Source organism: Xanthomonas sp. Leaf148, assembly GCF_001423585.1.
GTDB lineage: Bacteria > Pseudomonadota > Gammaproteobacteria > Xanthomonadales > Xanthomonadaceae > Xanthomonas.
In genome coordinates, this window is record NZ_LMOP01000001.1 from 523,476 (window position 1) to 539,477 (window position 16,002).

Below are 16,002 nucleotides of genomic sequence, written 5' to 3' on the forward strand. Positions count from 1 at the left end.
AACATGCTCCTCAACTTGGGAAGGATGTCTCGCCCTGAGAGGCAAGACGGGTCAATTGCAGCCGTTTGGCGTAGGTGCGCTGCAGTTGCGACAACAAAAAGGCGGACTGCGGGCTCTGCGCGATGGCCGCGTGGATGGCCTGCGCGCTTTGATCCAGCTCATCCAGCGCAGGCCGCAGATCGGCCGGCACCTGCTGCAGCGGCACCTGGGCGATGGCCTGCTGGTATTGCCCGGCCAGCGCCTGCGCCTGCGCCACGAGCGCCGGCTTCGCTGCACGCGGCGGCGGTGTGTGCTGCCTGATGCCGGGCACGACAGCGACCAAGGCCACGACCGCTGCCAACGCAACGCCAAGCACCGGCAGCGCCCAGCGACGACGACCCGGCCGACGTGCCACCGCAGTGGCATGCGGCACCAGCGCCGGCGCGATGCGCTCCCACAGCTGCGCAGGCGGCAAGCGCTGCTGCGGCAATGCCTGCAAGCGCGCGACCAGCGCAGCGTTTTCGGCCCGGGACTCGGCTTCGATGCGATCAGGGTGGTCGGGGTGGTCGGGGGTCATGCGTGTTCTCCAAGCCGCGCGCGCAGCAGACCGCGCGCGCGATGCAGTTGTGCCTTCGAACTGCCGACTGCCATCTGCAGTTGATCGGCAATTTCCTGGTGTTTCCAGCCTTCGATATCGTGCAGCACCAGCACCGCCCTGGCGCGCGGCGGCAGCGTTTCCAAGGCGCGCTCCAGATCCATCCGGATCGAGTGACAACCCGCTGCGTCGGGAACTGCCGCAAGCATCGCATCGGTGTCGTCACTGGCGTGATCGCCAAACGCCGCACGCGCGCGCAGCTCCATCAACGCGGTATTGACGGCAAGCCGATGCAACCAGGTGCCCAAGGCACTCTGGAAGCGAAACTGCGGCAATGCCTTCCACGCGGCGATGAAGGTGTCCTGCAATACGTCATCGGCGCGCGCGGCATTGCCGCCACACAAGCGCCAGACCAGCGCATACAGCCGCGGCGAATGGCGGCGATAAATCGCCTCATACGCAGCGCGTTCGCCAGCCGCTGCCGCACGCGCCAACGCCGCATCGTCGCGGTCGGCGGGGGTGGCGCACGGCAGGGCATCGATGGGCACGGAGGTGTCGAGCATAGCCAGTTGGATGCACCGAACAGCGCAATGGTTTAAACCCGCGCAAACTTTTTTGGAAGCCCGCAGAACGGCGCGAGCCCTGGCTGGTGTGCTGGCGGTGCCGCACGGCTGGATCCGTGGCGAACAGCCGTCTCACCACTGCAATCGCTGCAGTGCTCGCTAATCCTCAGTGCAGCAGCCGATCACCACTGCGAGAGCGGCCGATAAAGCGTACCTAGCAATCGTCAGGTGGTGCGCGGGCAACGCACTCAGAGCCGGGCGTACGAGTGGTACCTGCCGATTCCCGGCCACGGCCGCCTGCCGGTAAGCGCAGTACGCATGTTCGCAGCTCTAAACCTTTTGGCCGGCCGCCGCATCCAAGTCTGCAATGGCGCACTCCCGCGCCGCATCGCCGCCCGCCGACGCCACCGCGGCGTGGCGCCTGGTTTACGTTGGAGATCGTCATGCCACCCCTGCTTGGACTGGCTCTGGCCTTGTGCACGCCCCACTGCCCCCAAGTGCAGCGACTGGACACAGTGCAGCTCAGGGTGACGCCTGCCCGGATCGACGTCTGCCTACTGCATGCCCCCTTGGAGCAGGCCTCCTGCATCGGTGCCAGTAGACCGGATGAGTGGGCACCGGTCCACGCGGTTGCGCAGACCTGGCGGCGCTTGGCGGTCTTGGTCGCGCATGACGTGCGTATCGGCACTGAATGGCAGCGATCGGGTACAGCGAAGACGGGTTAGCTCCCAGCCAGCGCACCTCCGCAATCGGCAGGACGCGAATGTCTAAAGGTCCGACCACCAGCGCATCTGTAGAGCCGCTCGGCAAGCGTTGTACGGCGCTGTAATGCCAGGCACCTGGTTCGGCGCATCTAGCGTCGCCGCGGCCGTGAGCAGCGCCGCGCCGCAGGAACACCGTCGGTTTTGCAAGTCCGCATCTACCTCACTCACCTCAAAAAAAACAGGACAAGCACGAGGTGTAGCAACAGCGCCTGCTACAGCCGGATGACTCAGACGCGCACACACGTTCATCCCCTGCACCTGTCGCGTGCAGGTTGCGCCGTTACAATGGCGGTCCACCCCGCTTTTTGCCTGATCTGATGTCCGCGTCCGACCCCTTGCCCGCCATGATCCGCAGCCTGTTGCCTCACTGGAACCCGGAGTGGCTGGCAGTCGCAGTGCCAACGATCAAGATCGTGCTGATACTTGCCTTGGCGGGCTTGCTACGCCTGTTGTTGCGGCAGTTGCTGCGACGCGTATGCACGCGCTACAACGTGCCCGCCGAGATGATGATCGGTATTCGCCGCGTTGGCAGTTTCATCATTTCGACCAGCGCGTTGCTGATGGTCTTGCACGTTGCCGGTGTCTCTAGCGAAACGCTATGGACGGCATTCACCGGCTTTGCTGCGGTTGGCGCGGTGGCGTTTTTCGCCGCATGGAGCGTGCTGTCCAATATCTTCTGCACCTTCCTGATCATCACCACACGTCCGTTTCGACTGCACGATCACATCGAGCTGCTCGAAGGTGGCGACAAGCCGGGCCTGAAGGGACGGGTGATCGATATCAACGTGATCTACACGACATTGGAAGAAACCGGCGACCATGCGGGCAGTGTACTGCAGGTCCCAAACAGCCTGTTTTTCCAGCGCACCACGCGTCGGTGGCGCGAAAGCAGCGGTTTCAACGCGAACTGAGCACGCAGTGACGTGGAGGGAATGGACCACCGTTCTTGCCGACCGCAAAGCTCCCGAACGTCCACAGCGCCGCCGGAACAACGTGCTCTCGGCAACGCATGTTTGAGGTCAACAACACACCCGCCATTTGCGAGCGCACCAACGCACTCAACGCACTCAACGCACTCAACGCAGTTGGCTGTCTTTGCTGCCGCGACGGTTGAATCCGCCTTGCGCGCCCTGTTCCAGGTCGTGCGCCTCCTGACAGTTCACGCACAACTGCACACCAGGCACGGCCTTGCGTCGCGCTTCGGGAATCGGCGCATCGCAGGCTTCGCAATGGGTCAGGCTCGGCCCTTGGTGCAGCTGACTGCGCGCACGCTTGATCGCGTCTTCGACGGTGGCATCGATCTGGTCCTGCACTGCCCCATCACCCGCCCATCCGGTCGCCATGATCGTCTCACCCTTATCTGGTCAGGTTAGATAGATGGTCATTGGCGCAGGCAAATCCAAGCCGGCCGTGCACAGTGCCCTCAAACTGGGTGCTCTAACATTCAGTCATCCGCACCCACGAGGGATTTGCAATGGAACACCCTGTCCACCCGTTCTCCGAATTGTTCGCCCAACTTGGCTTGGCATCCGATGAGGCCAGCATTCGCACCTTCATCGCCGAACATTCGCCCTTGCCGGGCGATATGCGCCTGGAAGAAGCGCCGTTCTGGACGCCCGCACAAGCGCAGCTGCTGCGTGAAGAACGTCTCGACGATGCCGACTGGATCGTGACCATCGACCAGCTCAATATCGCCCTGCATACGACCGCTGACGATACCGGCGTCTGACGCAGGCCCGCTCGATGCTTACGGTAGAGATCGCCTTCAGCGATCGCGCTGTACAACGCGCTGATAGAAAAAGAGCGGCCAATGGCCGCTCTTTTTTGCAGCAGTGCAGCTGACAGCGCAACACTGTCCAGCTGCACACTGCGCGTCAGGTCACCTTCTTGGCGATCGTCATGCCCAGCACAAACAGCACGATGGCGATGATGATGCCGGCCCAGAACAGGAACTTGGCAATTCCCATCGCAGCGCCTGCCATCCCGCCGAATCCGAGCGCACCGGCAATCAGTCCGATGATGGCGAAGATAATGGCCCACTTGATCATATTGTTGTCTCCTAATCCGGCACGCTGCCGTTGTTCGATCGTGTGCTTGCGACACATCGCCGCAAAACATGCGCTGCACGCTACCCATCCACATGTGCCGCATTCGTGAATACACCTGACACACGCTGCCACACGCAGACGGCGTTCAGCGCTAACGGCGCGCAGGTTTCCTGCAAAGACCCTGCGCGTTGACGTTTCGTCGACGTCACCAGGCAACTTTCGATCGATGGTGTTTTCAAGACTGATCGAGTCGATAGCGACCACGCAGCAGGCGAGCTGATCGCGCTTGCCTGCATGAAGCTGATGTCATTGACCGCAATCGTCGGGAACCACCCGAACGCTCTGCAGCGCGCCTGCTCCTCACTGTTAAGACAGATTCGCCAGCATCGGCGATCATGCAGCTCTTGCAGCAGTCGATCGCCATGGACACTCTTCGCTATCTCACCGGTTACCCGCCCGCCGTCCTGGATCAGGTGCGCGAGCTGATCGCACAGGACAAGCTCGCCGCGGTCCTGGCGCGGCGCTATCCGGAGCGGCACAGCATTCGCACCGATCGCCATCTGTACGATTACGTCAAGGCGATGAAGGAGCGTTACATGCGCTCCTCGCCCACCTTGCACAAGGCGATTTACGACAACCACCTGCAGGTGGTGAAGCATGCGCTGGGCACGCACACGGCCATCTCGCGCGTGCACGGCGGCCGGCTCAAGGCCAGTCGCGAAATCCGGATTGCCTCGGTGTTTCGGGATGCACCGGAGCCCTTCCTGCAGATGATCGTCGCCCACGAGCTAGCGCACTTGAAAGAAGCCGATCACAACAAGGCCTTTTATCAGCTGTGCAACCACATGACCCCGGACTACCACCAGCTCGAATTCGACCTGCGCCTGTATCTGACCCACCTGGCACTCGCAGCAGACAGCTGATCGCGTTGTGCCGGGTCACCGATTAGGATGCAGCCATGCACGCCTCGTCCCTCGCGCAACTCACCCTCGCCGCACAAGGCCAACAGCCCGCGGCCATCAATGCGTTGGCGCAGGCGCTGGTGCGCGCCGGTGAGACGGAGCAAGCTCTCGCCTGGTACATCCGTGGCGCAGCCGCAGGCGATGCCACCGCCCAGATCGAAGCCGGCCGCATGCTGGCCTACGGCATCGGCGGTCCGGTGGATGTCGCTCAGGCCATCGCGCACTGGCAACACGCCGAGCACAACGGCGTGGCTGCAGCGTCGTATCTGCTGGCGACGCTGGCTATGGGCGAGGACCCTGGGCAGTTGGGAACACAAGCGCATGCGCGGTTGCACGCTGCAGCAGACGCACACTACCCGCCGGCGCTGCGCGCGCTAGCCATTCAATACGGTCGAATCGATCACCCGCATCAGCAACAACACTGTGTGCGCCTGCTGGAGCAGGCTGCATCGGCTGGCGATGTGCCAGCCGCGGTGCTGCTCGCCGAGCGCCTGCTGCGCGGCGAAGGCATTGCCGCCCAGCCCGACGCAGCCGAGCACCTGCTGCGGCAACTGCAGCCGCTGGGAATCACGGCCCTCCCCGAGGTCCAGATCGCGCCTCCCGATCCGGTCGATGACAGCGCGCCCGCGCACATGCACTTCACCCCTCGCGGCGCGCCGACGCGGCTCCACCAGCGTCCAACGATCGAAAGCCACTCCGCGGTGCTGTCCGCCGACGAGTGCCGGCTATTGATCCTGCTGGCTCGCCCACATCTGCGCGCCTCCCAGGTGGTCGATCCGAATGATGCAAGCAGCCAGCGCACGCCGATCCGCACCAGCCGCGGCGCGACGCTGGACCCGATTCTGGAAGACTTCGCCGCCCGCGCTGCGCAGGCGAGGCTGGCGGCTTGTGCGCGGCTACCGCTGACGCATGCCGAGCCATTGTCGGTGCTGTGCTACGCACCAGGGGAGCACTATCGCGCGCATCGCGACTACCTGCCGGCCAGCAGAATTGCCGCTGATCGTCCCGCTGCCGGTGATCGCCTGCGCACCGTCTGTGTGTATCTCAATGCGGTCGAGGCAGGAGGCCAGACCGATTTTCCGGTTGCAGGTGTCTGCGTGCCGCCGTGCGCAGGGTCGGTGGTGTGTTTCGACAACCTGCACGCCGATGGCCGGCCCGATCCTGATTCGCTGCATGCCGGCCTGCCGGTCGCGGCCGGGAACAAGTGGCTGGCGACGCTGTGGTTCCGGCAGCGACGCTATCGGGATTGGTGAACAGGTTCATACACTGCGCCCCACTGACGTGGTTTAAAATGTTGCAGCGCGACGTGATCGGACAGGGTCTGCAGACGTCGTTTTTTTGTTTCCCCATTGCACGGGTGCATGCCCGGTGTCAGGGGAGGCACATCACGCAGCCCCGCGGAGCCTTCGATGCTTTTCGAAACCCTCGATACCACCGGTCACGAGCAGGTGATCTTCTGCCACAACCGCGACGCCGGCCTCAAAGCCATCATCGCCTTGCATAGCACGCGGCTCGGGCCGGCTCTGGGCGGTGTACGCATGCGCCCCTACCCCGATAGCGAAGCGGCGCTTACGGATGCGCTGCGGCTCAGCCGCACCATGACCTACAAGAACGCGTTGGCGGGGCTGAATGTCGGCGGCGGCAAAGCGGTGATCATCGGCGACCCCAAAACCGACAAGAGCGAGGTGCTGTTCCGCGCATTCGGCCGTTTTGTCGACACCTTGGGCGGGCGCTACATCACCTCCGAAGATGTCGGCACCGACGTCAACGACATGGAACAGATCTACCTGGAGAGCGAGTACGTCACCGGCGTGCATCAGGTGCATCGCGGCTCCGGCGACCCGGCGCCCTTCACCGCCTACGGTGCGTTGCAGGCGCTGATGGCCTCGCTCAATCGCAAGCTCGGCCACGAAGAGGTGGGCAAGGCGAGCATCGCGATCCAGGGCCTGGGCCATATCGGCATGGAACTGGTGAAATTGCTGAAGGAACGCGGCGCAAAGCTCTATGTGGCCGATCTGAATCAGGCGCTGGTGGATCGCGCAGTGGCCGAGTACGGCGCCGAAGCCGTGCGCCCGGACGAAATCCATCAGGTGCCGGCCGACGTGTTCGCACCGTGCGCGCTGGAAGGTGCGATCAACGAGAACACCTTGCCGCAGCTCAAGGCCAAGATCATCTGCGGCACCGCCAACAATCAGCTCGCCAGCGCTGCGATCGGTGACGAGCTGCACAAGCGCGGCATTTTGTATGCGCCCGATTACGTAGTGAATGCCGGCGGGGTGATGAATGTGTCGCTGGAGATCGACGGCTACAACCGCGAACGCGCCATGCGCCTGATCCGCAGCATTTATCACAATCTGGAAAAGGTCTTCGACCTGTCCACGCAGTTGAACGTGTCGCCGCAGCAGGCAGCCGATCAAATTGCCGAAACGCGCATCGAGGCCATCAGCAAACTCAAACTGCCGCTGGGCCGCACTGCACCGCGTTTTTTGCATAAATTGCGCGGCGAATAAGCACGCCAACAGGCGGGCCGCAGTTAACGACACGTGCGATGACGCAACCGCGGCCGCACATACGACGCCCGGGCATTGCGCCCGGGCGTCATGCACACCGATCAGAAATCGGCGCTGTACTTCAGGCTCACCGCACGGTCGTCGCCGCGCTCGCCCACCCGCTGGTCGTAGCCGAAGCGTAGCTGGCTCTGCTGGCCCAACGGCGCCGAGGCCGCAATGCCGAACACGCCGCCCGAGCGCGCCGGCTGCATGCCGCGCAGCGGTGCCCATGCCTCCACACCGATGAAGCTGGCATCCAGCATTAAGCCCTGGCTGCTCAACGCCTGCTGCCATTCGGCATAACCGCCCAACTGCAGGCTGCGCCAGCGATAGGCCGAACGCATGCCGGCCAGCACTTGCGTGCGCGAGGACGTGCTTGCATTGGCACGCAAGCCGAAACCATCGCCACCGCTTTCGCGGAACCCTTCGCTCCGCAGACGCACGTAATCCAGGCCCATGTACGGCGTCAGCGACGCAGCTGCATGGCCCCAGCGATACCCGGTTTCCAGGTTGCCGCTGAGATAGCTGCCGCTGTAATCGCTGAAGGCACTGCTGCGGTCTTCGCCCAATTGCAGAGTGCGCTCGATCTGCCGGTTGACGTTACCGAAGCCCAGCTGGCCCAGCGTATACGCCGATCCCAACGTGGTGCCCCAGTACAGCTGCGCCTGCACCTGCCGATCGCGGCCGCGTGCGCCATCCAGATCGCCCAGGCTGTTGGAACGCGTTTCGCCGAAAGCAAAGCCGGTGACTGCGCCAGACGCCAAGCGCAGATCGTTGCCCATCATCCAGCCGGAGGTAGCAAACCCTGCAGTAGTCACCCCACCCTCGCCCGGCCCGCCCAGTGCACGCTGCCAGGTGCCCAGCAGGCGCGGCTGTTGCGACAGACCATCGAAATGCGCGGCCAACGCGCGCCGGCCCAGATCGATGGTGTCGAAGGTCATCGCCGCAGACGCCGCATGCGCACGTCCGGACAGACTGCGCAGTGAATCCGCTGCGGTCTTGGCATCGGGTGATTGCTGCAACGCTGCCGCGGCACGAATGAAGTCGCCACTGATGCCGCCGTTGCCCTGCAGCTGCTGCGCGTCCACCTTCTGGAACGCCTGTTCGACGCGAATTGCCGACTCCATCGATGCCGTGCCGATTGCGCCCAGCGATGCGGCAACGGCCGTGACATCCATGCGCTGCAGCGACACGTACGCGTTATTGGCGTCGTAGCTCAACGTGGCATTGAGAAAGGTGACTGCAGGCCCGTTGCTGAGACTGGCAAACGTTCCCTGCAGACCGTTGGTTGCTTGCAGCACAGGATAGGTAGTGTTGTTGACCACATAATCCCGCCGCCCGAGCAACTGCAGGTCACCGTCGATCGTCGCTGTACCGCTTACGTTCAAGCGGTCGCCCACATTTAATGCCAAGCGTCCGAAGTCATCTTGGGTGTAGTTACCTCCGATTGCCAAAACCGCGCCACCGACCTGCAGCGTACTCCCGCGATTGGAGACCGTGCCGGCAATGCGTCCTGCTCCGATCAACGTTGCACCATTGAGGACGTCAACCCGCGCGCTCTGCAGACTGGCCGTTTGCAACGTGCCATCCAGCACCTGGGTATCGCCGGCAAACGTATTGTTGCTACTGCTGAGGATCAGCGTGCCGGATCCGCGCTTGGTTAAACCGCCGCTGCCAGTAATGTCGTTGGCCCAGGTCGAACGCAAGGTCGTGACCTCGACATCCACCGTCCCCCAATCGAACCGCGCAGGCCCCAGCACCGCCTTGCCCACGTTGAGCAGGCCGTAACCGAACGTCGGATCGACACCAGCCGCGCCCAGATCGGTGGCTGTTCCCAGCAACGTCTGACGCACCAGATCGTTGTTGAAATACGGAAACGCCTGCCACACCAATGCCGCCGCACCCGATACCAGCGGCGCAGCGTAGGACGTACCGCTGCCATAGAAATAGCGGATGTTGCTGGCGGTTGCATCGGGATCGATAAACAGCGCCGTGCCCGGTGCCACCAGGCAATAACGCATTGCCACGCCGCATGCATTGGAGTACGACGCCAGCTGCGTGGGATTGGCGGTATCCAGCGCGCCAACCACTAGCCAGCCACGCTCCAGGTCTGCGGCCGGAAGCGTACCGTTCGGACCCAACTGACTGGGAAGCGCCGCAGTATCGGACGGCTGCGCACGCGACTCATTGCCCGAGGCAAATACCACCAGCCCATCGTTGCCGATGATGAAGGCGCGGTATTCCTGCGCGATCTGATTGGTGACCGTCGGGTCGTTCCAATACAGGCCGCCCCATGAGTTATTCATGATGCGCACGCCGGCGCTGATCAGATCGGCATGCACTGGGCCCAGACCGAGCGGCCCGTCGACTTCATTGCCTTGGCCACTGCCATCGTCCACCGGCGCGCGGTCGCTGATGATCCGCGCAGACACCAGGCCTGCACCCGGCGCAATGCCGCCTGGCCATTGCCCCACCGCGCGCCCGGCCGCCAGCTCGGCGACAGCCGTGCCATGCCCGAGCACATCGCCCACTGCGACATTGCTGGTGCGCGGGTCGACATAGAGGAAGCTGTCGCTCACCCGCCCCTGCAGGGCCGGATGATTGGTATTGATACCGCTATCGATGATGCCGATGCGATAGCCCGCGCCGGTGAACCCCAGCGCCTGCGCTGCACGTGCATTGGTCAACGCCAGATGTGCGTCGATTGCCGGTTGCGGTGCAGTGACCGGCGGTGGCGGCGGCGGCGGTGAGGTGGGCGGCGGCGGTGGTGGCGAGGTCGGTGGCGGTGCAGTCGGCGTGGTCGGACGAATACCGCCTCCACCACCGCCTCCACCACACGCGGTCAACGCCACAGCCAACGCCGAGGCCAGGACAGTCCTGGCGACGTTTCTCTTCTTCATTCAAGTGTTCTCCCCGAACCCATTCCATGGATTGGGCCCCATCCCGGGCCCTAGTCTCATCATATACGGCATCGCTTCGGGTCTGCAGCCGCACGTCAGCTTGCTGGCGCGAATCGGCCATGAGGCAGATAATCGTTTCACTTTAAACGGTATCCCCTTTATGTCCGACATCGTCATCGTTGCTGCCAAACGCACTGCCATCGGCTCGTTTCTCGGTCAATTCAACGGGGTGCCGGCGCCGACGCTCGCCGCTGCCGCCATCGAAGGCGCGCTGGCGCAATCGGGAATCGCACCGGCGGACGTGTCCGAGGTCATCGTTGGCTGCGTGTTGCCGGCCAACCTCGGCCAGGCCCCGGCGCGTCAGGCGGCCATCGCTGCAGGCATTCCGACATCCACCGGCGCCACCACCATCAACAAGGTGTGCGGCTCGGGCATGAAGGCAATCATGTTCGGACACGATTTGATCAAGGCCGGTTCGGCCAGCATCGTGGTGGCTGGCGGCATGGAGTCGATGAGCAATGCCCCGCACCTGCTGCCGAACTCGCGCACCGGCAATCGCTATGGCAATTTCCAGGCGGTGGATCACATGGCATGGGATGGCTTGACCAATCCCTACGATGGCCAGGCGATGGGCGTGTTCGGCGAAGCCACCGCAGAAAAGTTCGGCTTCAGCCGCGCCGATCAGGATGCTTTCGCCATCGCCTCGGTCGAGCGCGCGCAGGCCGCGCAGCGCAGTGGCGCGTTCGCCGATGAAATCGTTCCGGTGACCGTGGTCACGCGCAAGGGCGAGATTGTTGTCGACAGCGATGAGCAGCCGGGCAAATCCGACGTTGCCAAGATCCCGACCCTGAAGCCGGCCTTCAAGAAAGACGGCACCGTGACGGCGGCAAGTTCGTCGAGCATTTCCGACGGTGCGGCAATCACGGTGCTCATGAGCGCCGACGATGCGCAGCGCCGTGGCGTGACGCCGCTGGCGCGCATCGTCGGCCACGTCACCCATTCGCAGGACCCGGAATGGTTCACCACCGCGCCGGTGGCGGCGATCCAGTCGCTGGTCGACAAGATCGGCTGGACGCTGGACGCGGTAGACCTGTTCGAAATCAACGAAGCCTTCGCCGTCGTGGCGATGACACCGATCAAGGAACTGGGCATCGCGCATGCCAAGGTCAACGTGCATGGCGGTGCCTGCGCGTTGGGTCATCCGATCGGCGCGTCTGGTGCAAGGCTGGTAGTGACATTGGTGAATGCGTTGCGCACGCGCGGCGGCAAGCGCGGAATCGCAACGCTGTGCATCGGCGGCGGCGAAGCGACCGCCATTGCTATCGAATTGATTTAATTGCCATTAACAGCGATTTTGCAAAGCTGAATGGGCGCGCGCTTGACACTCGTCTTCGGGCCGTCATCATGTCTGGGGCGCGCAATAGCGCGTTGCCTAATCTAATCGACGAGGATTGAAACAATGACCATCAACAAGCTGCTGATCGCAATGGCTCTGGGCCTGGCCCTGACCGCTTGCTCGAAGCCGGAACAGGCTCAGGACGCTGCTGCTTCGGCTAACGAAGCTGCAACCGACGCTCAGACCGCTGCTGACCAGGCTGCTGCCTCGGGCTCGCAGTCGGCTGACGCCGCTCAGGCTGCTGCCAACACCGCCGCTGCTTCGGCCGACACCGCTGCTGACGCTGCCCAGGCTGCTTCCGGCACCGCGACCGACGCTGCTGCCGACCAGGCTGCTGACGCTGCCAAGACGGCTGAAAACACCGCCGAAGCTGCTAAGGACACCGCCGAAGAAGCCAAGAAGTAATTACTTCTTAGCTCCAAGCGAGTTCGGAAAAAGCCGCTGGTTTCCAGCGGCTTTTTCTTTGCCTGCACGGCGGGCGCGACCGCCGGTTTGCACGGTGGCGCGGCTGCTCGGTTGGCCACTCCAGTCCGTATGCTGCCCGTGAGCTGAATGCGCAAACGCGTATTGACGCGGACTGCATCGGCCCCTGCATAAGCTCCGCGTTCCAACACCGGAACAGGAACAGGACCACCCATGAAGACGATCCGCATGCTGTCGCTGAGTGCCATCGCTGCACTCACTCTCGCCGCCTGCCAGGGCCCTGATGCCGAGCAAGCGCGTCGCGATGCCGCGTCCGCTGCCAAACACGCTGCCGCTGCCACCGAGCAGGCTGCCGACCGCGCTGCGGTACAGGCCAAGGCCGCCACCGCCGATGCGCGCGTAGCCGCACGCGACCTGGCTGCAGACGCCAGCCGCGCGACCGCAAACGCTGCCGACGCCACCGCCGACAAGACCCGCGAGATGGCCAACAAGGCCGAGCAGAACGCCGACAAGCACGACGCCGAGCATCCGCAGCACTAAGCACACCGAAAACCGCGCTGCGCTCACCGACAGGTGGGCGCAGCCTGCCGCAAGAGTGGCGTTTCTTCATGCACATGAGTGCCAGCGCAACCCCAGCCAGCCAGCCAGCCGACTGCAGCCTGCAAGCAATGTCAGCTGCTATGAACCGCTCACACTGCTGCGTCTGCTCGCAGACAATTTCGTGCCGATGCACACGTCTTGCGTCGAGATTGACCTCGTGTTGTCGAGCTTGGCAGGCTAGCATTCGGCATGCCCACTTCTTTTACATCGCGGCGCCGCAATCAGCTGGCGCTGGCCTTCTCTGCGCTGATCTTTATCGTCATCGGCATCGGCATCTTTGTCGGCGCGCGCCGCTCGCTGGCCGATGCGGCGTTGGTCTCGCATACGCATGAAGTAATCGGGCGGGTCGACGAGATCCAGGCGCGCTTGCTGGATGCCGAATCGGCGCAACGTGGCTTCCTGCTCACTGGCAACGAGGCCTACTTACTGGATTACCAGACCAGTGTGGAACGCCTGCCGATCTTATTGAGCAATCTGCGCAGGTTGATTGTCGACAACCCTGCGCAAGAGCAGCATCTGGATCAACTGCAAACCCTGGTGGAGACGCGGCTGCGGCAAATCCAGCACACGCTGGATGTCTATGCACAGGGCGGCCTGGAACCGGCACGCGCAGGCATCCGGCAGAGCGCGTTCCGCACCACCAGTGCCATCCGCGAGCAGGCGCTGACGATGGTGCAACGCGAGCAGGAGCTGCTGGCACAGCGCGCGGAAAGCAGCCGACAAAGCGCCACCTTGTTGCTGACGCTGGCCCTGGCCGGCATTCCGTTCGGGCTGCTGGTGGTCGGCGGCGTCTATGCGCTGCTGATGCGCGAACTGCGGCATCGCGCGCAGGCCGAACGCCTTGCCGCAAACGCCAATCGCGAGCTGGGCGATAGCGTCGGTGCATTGCAGCGCAGTACTGCCGATCTCAATCTGCTCAGCCGTTACACCGGCCTGCTGCAAAGCTGCATCAGCGCCGAAGAAGCATTGGTGGTGACCAGCCGCACCCTGGCCAGCCTGCTGCCGGGCATTGCCGGAAGCGTGTACCTGCTGCGCGCTTCGCAGGATCGCGCCGAAGCGATCAGCCACTGGGGCGAGCCACTGGTACAGAGCGCGCCGCATCTCTTGCCGGAAGAATGCTGGGCATTACGCCGCGGCCAGCCGCACATCATTGAGGACCTCGCGCGCGATGCGCTGTGCGCGCATATCGACGTGCCGGACACTCAGACACCGATCACCACCGCATGCCTGCCGATGTCGGCGCAGGGCACACAGCTCGGCTTTCTGTTCTTGTCGTCGCCCGGTCCCGGGCCGATGCCGCGCCTGGAAATCGCCGAGGCGGCCGCCGAGCAGTTGTCGCTGGCGTTGAGCAATCTGCGCCTGCGCGAGTCGCTGCGCCGCCAATCGATCCGCGACGCGCTGACCGGGCTGTACAACCGCCGCTATCTGGAGGAATCGCTGAGTCACGAACTGGCACGCTGCGCGCGGCGCGGCCTGCCGTTGTCGGTGCTGATGCTGGACGTGGACCACTTCAAGCAATTCAACGATAGCCAGGGGCATGCCGGCGGCGATCTGCTGCTGGCAGCGGTCGGCGAGCTGTTGCTGACCCGGTTGCGTGCCGAAGACGTGGCCTGCCGCTATGGCGGCGAAGAATTCACCGTGATCCTGCCCGAGGCCGATAGCGAGGAAGCCATGCGCGTGGCCGAGCAGATCCGCGGCCATATCGCGGCGCTGGCGGTCAGCGATGGCCAGCGTGCGTTGCCGCGCGTGACCGCCTCGATCGGCGTGGCCAGCTTTCCGGTCGATGGCGAACTCGGCGCAGGTCTGATCCAGAAAGCCGACGCAGCGCTGTACGCAGCCAAGCATCGTGGGCGCAACCGGGTCGAGCGTCATGGTGCCGCACAGCCGCGCGGGACTGACGCGGAGGCGTGAGCAGGCACGGCGTCGATGTCGGATTGCGCGCTCTGTCACACAAAAGATCGATTGACGCGGCGATAGTCGGCCTTGACCCCCGAAGCGAGGCAATCCGATGTCGATGTGGCGCGATCAAGGTCCCAACAAGAAAGACGGCGTTCCCGCAGCGCCGGATGTTCCTGCCGCCGATGGGCGGCTGTTCAACGCCGACGCCAGCCCTGCCCCGCCGGTGCCGGCCGCCGCCGCCACGCCCAGCGTCGTGCCCACCGCCGCGCCGCCGCAACGCCAGAGCGAAGCCAAGGAATCGCTGATCGCCGCCGACATCAGCATCGAAGGCAAGATTGAAGGCGCCGGCCACGTACGCCTGGCCGGCCGCTTCAAGGGCGATGTCAACGTCAAGGGCGATCTGACCATCGAACGCGGCGCCAAGCTCAATGGTGGCGTGCGCGCCAACAAGGTCATCATCGCCGGCGAGCTGGAAGGCAATATCGAATCGGCGGCGCAGGTGGAGCTGCAGACCTCCGGCGTGCTGGTCGGCGACGTCAAGGCCGGCAGCCTCACCGTGGCGTCGGGCGCCCGCATGCGCGGCCAGGCCGACTTCGGCTGGGGCGAGGACACCGGCAAACCGACCGCCACGCCCAAGCCGGTGGTGAGCGGAGACAGCGACGCCACATGAGTGCACCCCGCCCGGGCACGCCCGGAGCCACGCGCAGCTGCCCGCATTGCAAGGCGACGATTCTGGAAAGCGCCATCATTTGCCCTGCCTGCAAGCATCATCTGCGCTTCGACTCGGCGGCTGCGCAACACGCGCAGCCGGCGCCGATCGTGCCGTTGAAGGTCGACGGCACCATCCGTCATCCCGCCGACGGCGATCCGTGGGAATACACCGTGGTGGTGGTGGTGCGTAACGGCAAGGGTGAGGAGATCCGCCGCCACGTGGTCGATGTGGGCGCGATGCATGGCGGCGAAGAACGCGGATTTACCCTGGCGGTGGAAGCTAGCGCGGTGCGTGGATCGGGACGACGGACGCGCCATTAACGCGCTGGGTGCGGCATCGCCGCTGTGGAATCAGACTGGCGCAGCGGCGGCGCAGCTTTCGCAACAGCAGTGACGCTGAGGACAACGGCGTCCATCGCAAAGCCGCGTATCGCTTTGCCGCTGCGCGCCGACGCAGGCCGACTATCGGCATCGCACTCCAAAGCTTGGAGCGGCTAACACCACCTAGCGAGCAATCGTCAGGCGAGTGTAGACGGCGCGCTCAGCACCGGAGCGTACGCGCGCTACATGGCGACTCGGCGCACCCGCCGCATCTGCATGGTCGCGCCGATAC

16 protein-coding genes and 1 other RNA gene are annotated in these 16,002 nt (G+C 64.2%); 11 read left to right on the plus strand and 6 right to left on the minus strand.

Translation table 11 applies throughout. The features are described 5' to 3' along the window. Nucleotides 1–10: 10 nt before the first annotated feature. Both ASF90_RS02185 and ASF90_RS02190 read right to left on the minus strand, forming a co-directional pair. Nucleotides 11–556: a hypothetical protein gene (locus ASF90_RS02185; protein WP_055845272.1), complete on the minus strand. Its 546-nt coding sequence runs from the start codon at nucleotides 554–556 to the stop codon at nucleotides 11–13. Next, entirely contained in the window at nucleotides 553–1,137 is a 585-nt protein-coding gene (locus tag ASF90_RS02190; protein ID WP_055845275.1) for a sigma-70 family RNA polymerase sigma factor, read from the minus strand. Before ASF90_RS02190 ends, ASF90_RS02185 begins: the two co-directional genes overlap by 4 nt. A 1,081-nt stretch (nucleotides 1,138–2,218) precedes the next feature. On the opposite strand from ASF90_RS02190, the gene ASF90_RS02195 reads away from it, so the two are divergent. Then, nucleotides 2,219–2,812, plus strand: coding sequence for a mechanosensitive ion channel family protein (locus tag ASF90_RS02195; RefSeq protein ID WP_055845278.1), 594 nt, complete (start codon nucleotides 2,219–2,221; stop codon nucleotides 2,810–2,812). Nucleotides 2,813–2,977: 165 nt separating this feature from the next. On the opposite strand, the gene ASF90_RS02200 is transcribed toward ASF90_RS02195, so the two are convergent. Next, the gene (locus ASF90_RS02200; RefSeq protein ID WP_055845280.1) at nucleotides 2,978–3,244 is read right to left on the minus strand and encodes a DksA/TraR family C4-type zinc finger protein; all 267 of its coding nucleotides are present in this window, start codon (nucleotides 3,242–3,244) and stop codon (nucleotides 2,978–2,980) included. Between the two features lie 131 nt (nucleotides 3,245–3,375). Here ASF90_RS02200 and ASF90_RS02205 point away from each other — a divergent pair, with 131 nt between their 5' ends. Further along, entirely contained in the window at nucleotides 3,376–3,630 is a 255-nt protein-coding gene (locus ASF90_RS02205) for a DUF2789 domain-containing protein (protein WP_055845283.1), read from the plus strand. A 145-nt stretch (nucleotides 3,631–3,775) separates the two neighbouring features. Here ASF90_RS02205 and ASF90_RS21185 read toward each other — a convergent pair whose 3' ends face one another. Beyond that, nucleotides 3,776–3,949, minus strand: coding sequence for a DUF1328 domain-containing protein (locus tag ASF90_RS21185; RefSeq protein ID WP_003489471.1), 174 nt, complete (start codon nucleotides 3,947–3,949; stop codon nucleotides 3,776–3,778). 395 nt (nucleotides 3,950–4,344) lie between these two features. Here ASF90_RS21185 and ASF90_RS02210 point away from each other — a divergent pair, with 395 nt between their 5' ends. The 3 genes from ASF90_RS02210 to ASF90_RS02220 all read left to right on the plus strand — a co-directional run bounded on the left by ASF90_RS02210 (nucleotide 4,345) and on the right by ASF90_RS02220 (nucleotide 7,421). Next, a complete protein-coding gene (locus tag ASF90_RS02210; protein WP_055845286.1) occupies nucleotides 4,345–4,872 on the plus strand; it encodes a M48 family metallopeptidase in 528 nt (175 codons plus the stop codon). A 35-nt stretch (nucleotides 4,873–4,907) separates the two neighbouring features. Next, on the plus strand, nucleotides 4,908–6,164 hold the full coding sequence (locus ASF90_RS02215) for a 2OG-Fe(II) oxygenase (protein WP_055845289.1): 1,257 nt from the start codon (nucleotides 4,908–4,910) through the stop codon (nucleotides 6,162–6,164). A gap of 156 nt (nucleotides 6,165–6,320) precedes the next feature. Next, entirely contained in the window at nucleotides 6,321–7,421 is a 1,101-nt protein-coding gene (locus ASF90_RS02220; protein WP_055845291.1) for a Glu/Leu/Phe/Val dehydrogenase dimerization domain-containing protein, read from the plus strand. A gap of 101 nt (nucleotides 7,422–7,522) precedes the next feature. Here ASF90_RS02220 and ASF90_RS02225 read toward each other — a convergent pair whose 3' ends face one another. Further along, the gene (locus ASF90_RS02225) at nucleotides 7,523–10,360 is read right to left on the minus strand and encodes a S8 family serine peptidase (protein WP_055845294.1); all 2,838 of its coding nucleotides are present in this window, start codon (nucleotides 10,358–10,360) and stop codon (nucleotides 7,523–7,525) included. Between the two features lie 160 nt (nucleotides 10,361–10,520). On the opposite strand from ASF90_RS02225, the gene ASF90_RS02230 reads away from it, so the two are divergent. The 6 genes from ASF90_RS02230 to ASF90_RS02255 all read left to right on the plus strand — a co-directional run bounded on the left by ASF90_RS02230 (nucleotide 10,521) and on the right by ASF90_RS02255 (nucleotide 15,710). After that, nucleotides 10,521–11,696 (plus strand): thiolase family protein, encoded by a 1,176-nt coding sequence (locus ASF90_RS02230; protein WP_055845297.1) that lies wholly within the window; start codon nucleotides 10,521–10,523, stop codon nucleotides 11,694–11,696. A 123-nt stretch (nucleotides 11,697–11,819) separates the two neighbouring features. Next, nucleotides 11,820–12,161 carry a hypothetical protein gene (locus ASF90_RS02235; RefSeq protein ID WP_055845300.1) on the plus strand — a complete coding sequence of 114 codons (342 nt, stop codon included), beginning with the start codon at nucleotides 11,820–11,822 and terminating at the stop codon, nucleotides 12,159–12,161. A gap of 231 nt (nucleotides 12,162–12,392) precedes the next feature. Beyond that, nucleotides 12,393–12,719: a hypothetical protein gene (locus ASF90_RS02240; RefSeq protein WP_039406588.1), complete on the plus strand. Its 327-nt coding sequence runs from the start codon at nucleotides 12,393–12,395 to the stop codon at nucleotides 12,717–12,719. A 249-nt stretch (nucleotides 12,720–12,968) separates the two neighbouring features. Beyond that, nucleotides 12,969–14,690 (plus strand): diguanylate cyclase, encoded by a 1,722-nt coding sequence (locus ASF90_RS02245; RefSeq protein ID WP_055845303.1) that lies wholly within the window; start codon nucleotides 12,969–12,971, stop codon nucleotides 14,688–14,690. A 97-nt stretch (nucleotides 14,691–14,787) separates the two neighbouring features. Beyond that, complete coding sequence (locus ASF90_RS02250) at nucleotides 14,788–15,348, plus strand: polymer-forming cytoskeletal protein (RefSeq protein ID WP_055845305.1); 561 nt, start codon at nucleotides 14,788–14,790, stop codon at nucleotides 15,346–15,348. Next, nucleotides 15,345–15,710, plus strand: coding sequence for a hypothetical protein (locus ASF90_RS02255; protein ID WP_055845308.1), 366 nt, complete (start codon nucleotides 15,345–15,347; stop codon nucleotides 15,708–15,710). The genes ASF90_RS02250 and ASF90_RS02255 overlap by 4 nt, the downstream gene beginning before the upstream one ends. A gap of 171 nt (nucleotides 15,711–15,881) precedes the next feature. Here ASF90_RS02255 and ASF90_RS21190 read toward each other — a convergent pair. Then, a non-coding RNA gene (locus ASF90_RS21190) (sX9 sRNA) lies at nucleotides 15,882–15,958 on the minus strand. Nucleotides 15,959–16,002 lie beyond the last annotated feature (44 nt).